The 2240-nt window shown below is 67.3% G+C and carries 2 protein-coding genes; one reads left to right on the forward strand and one right to left on the reverse strand.

The window, feature by feature from the left end; genetic code table 11:
- The coding region (locus AC2VNT_RS04995) for a cytochrome b/b6 domain-containing protein (RefSeq protein WP_486945801.1) at nucleotides 1-1347 on the reverse strand (1347 nt) is incomplete at its 3' end.
- 555 nt (nucleotides 1348-1902) lie between these two features.
- Here AC2VNT_RS04995 and AC2VNT_RS05000 point away from each other — a divergent pair.
- Nucleotides 1903-2240, forward strand: a 338-nt coding sequence (locus AC2VNT_RS05000) for a type VII secretion protein EccB (protein WP_486945800.1), incomplete at its 3' end; no start/stop codon positions are given.

A 2240-nucleotide genomic window follows, 5' to 3' on the forward strand; every position in this document is an offset into this window, starting at 1 on the left:
CTGGGTGATCTGGTCGTGGTAGGGCAGTGCCTTGAGGTCCTCCAGCGAGAACTCCATCGGGTTCTCCACCAGGCCGTAGACCTTGAGCCGCCAGTCGGCGAAGTCGTGGGCTTCCAGCTCCTTGTACTCGACGGTCTCCGGCAGCCGGCCGTTGCGCCAGTGGTACGGGGAGATGTCCGCCTCGGTGAAGGTGCCCGGTTTCGGGTTGAGGTTCTCCAACAGCCGCTGGAACGGGCCGACCAACATGTCGCCGACGAACTGCACCACCCGCGGGTGGCGGATGGTGAACGGGGTCGCCAGCACCCACGCCACGATGCAGACCAGCATCGCCCCGAGGAACACCCAGAAACCGGCCCAACTGTTGTCGTCGCGGGACGCGAACATGTGGTTGAGGTTGTGCAGTGCGTCGGTGGTGAACACCATCGTCACGTGCACCAGGATGAAGAACAGGAAGTACAGCAGCACCAGGAAGTGCAGGGAGCGGGCCGCCTGCAGGTTGAGCCGCTTGCTGATCGCCCCGAGCCGCTGGGAGAGCGCCGGCGACATGCCCAGGCCGGTGATCAACGCCGCCGGTGCGGCGATGAACACGGTGGTGAAGTAGGCGAGCAGCTGCAGCCCGTTGTAGGCATACCAGCCGTCCTCGTGCTGCGGGAAGTTCAGCGACACGTACTGAATGGCGGTCGACAGTGCGTCGGGGAAGACCCTCCAGCTGGTCGGCGTGATGTGTCGCCACTCTCCGGTGGCGAACAGGAAGGCGTAGAAGACCAGGCCGTTCAGCAGCCAGAGCACGTCGGCGCCGAGGTGCCACCAGCGGGCCAGGCCGATCGAGTGCCGGAATCCGGGCAGCCCGAACTGCGGCGGCAGCGCGACGGTGTCCGAGTTCGCGGTCCAGTACGGGTCGTCGGGGACCGGCGGACCGACCCGCAGCCACTCGTCCCTGCCCGGGGTGGAGTTGCGGCTGAAGTACAGCCGCGGGTGGTCGCAGAGGATCTGGATCCCGGACCGGATGATGAAGATCATCAGGAAGAGGTTGAAGAAGTGCGTCCAGTTCGCCCACCACGGCATCCCGGGCGGACCGGCCTCCTGCGGTTCAGAGCCCGGGTGGCGTGCGACGAAGTCCTGTACGCCGGGCAGTTCCCAGAGGCCCTTGCCGACGGCGATCGCGGCCACCAGGCCGACGAAGCCGATCGGGATCAGCCACAGCAGGTTGAACCAGCGGTCCTTACCGATCCGCAGCCTGGGCGCGGTGGCCCGGCGGGTGAGGTCGAAGCCGCCGCCGTACTCCTCCACGTCGATCGTGTCATGGGCGCCGTGGATCTCGGATCGGTAGCCCTGCTCCAACTCCAACTCGACGTCGACCAGCGACGCCGAATAGTCGACCGGATGCGTGGTCGCGTGTCCCCCCGGACCGACTGCGGGACCGGTCGAATCGGTGTCCGCTTCGGAGCCGTGGTCGTCGGTAGTCGTCACTCCGCCACGATACCCGAAAATTTCGGATCACCGTGATCGATATGGAATAACGTCCCGAAGACATCCCGCCGCTGGGTCGGCCTCCGGCGGATGCCGCCGCCTGGGCGTGGCGGGGTGAGCCCCGCACCGCGCCGGTCCGAACCGAGTGCCGCCGGTTGTGGGGGTGCGGACTTCACCGGTCGTTCACCTGATCGCCGGGGAATCACGTCGAGCTGTAACCGAAAAATGGCCGAAACGACAAGACGACGTAACAATCGGCTGAAATTCTGTGTCGACCGCCGCGCCCCGGACCGGGTGCCGCGCGGAGCCCGTCGGGCACGGCTAGCATGCGCAGTACAAACCCAATCAGCAGGTAGATCAGGCAGGGGCAGATGAGGACCACCAGTGCGACGCGCCGCACCCGACCGGCTCGGCGCCGGATTGTGATGGGCCGTGGCTGACGAAGACCGGGGGCCGGGATACGGCCTGGGGCTGTCGACGCGCACCCAGGTCACCGGCTACCAGTTCCTGGCCCGGCGCACCGCGATGGCGTTGACCCGCTGGCAGGTCCGGATGGAGGTCGAACCCGGCCGGCGGCAGTCGCTGGCGGTGGTGGCGTCGGTGTCGGCCGCGGCGGTCGTCTGCCTGGGTGCGCTGCTGTGGTCCTTTCTCAGCCCGTCCGGCCAGCTGAACGAATCGCCGATCATCGCCGACCGTGACTCCGGTGCGCTCTTCGTCCGGGTCGGCGACCGGCTGTATCCGGCGCTGAACCTGGCGTCGGCGCGACTGAT

This window comes from Mycobacterium sp. TH-M15, assembly GCF_057473705.1.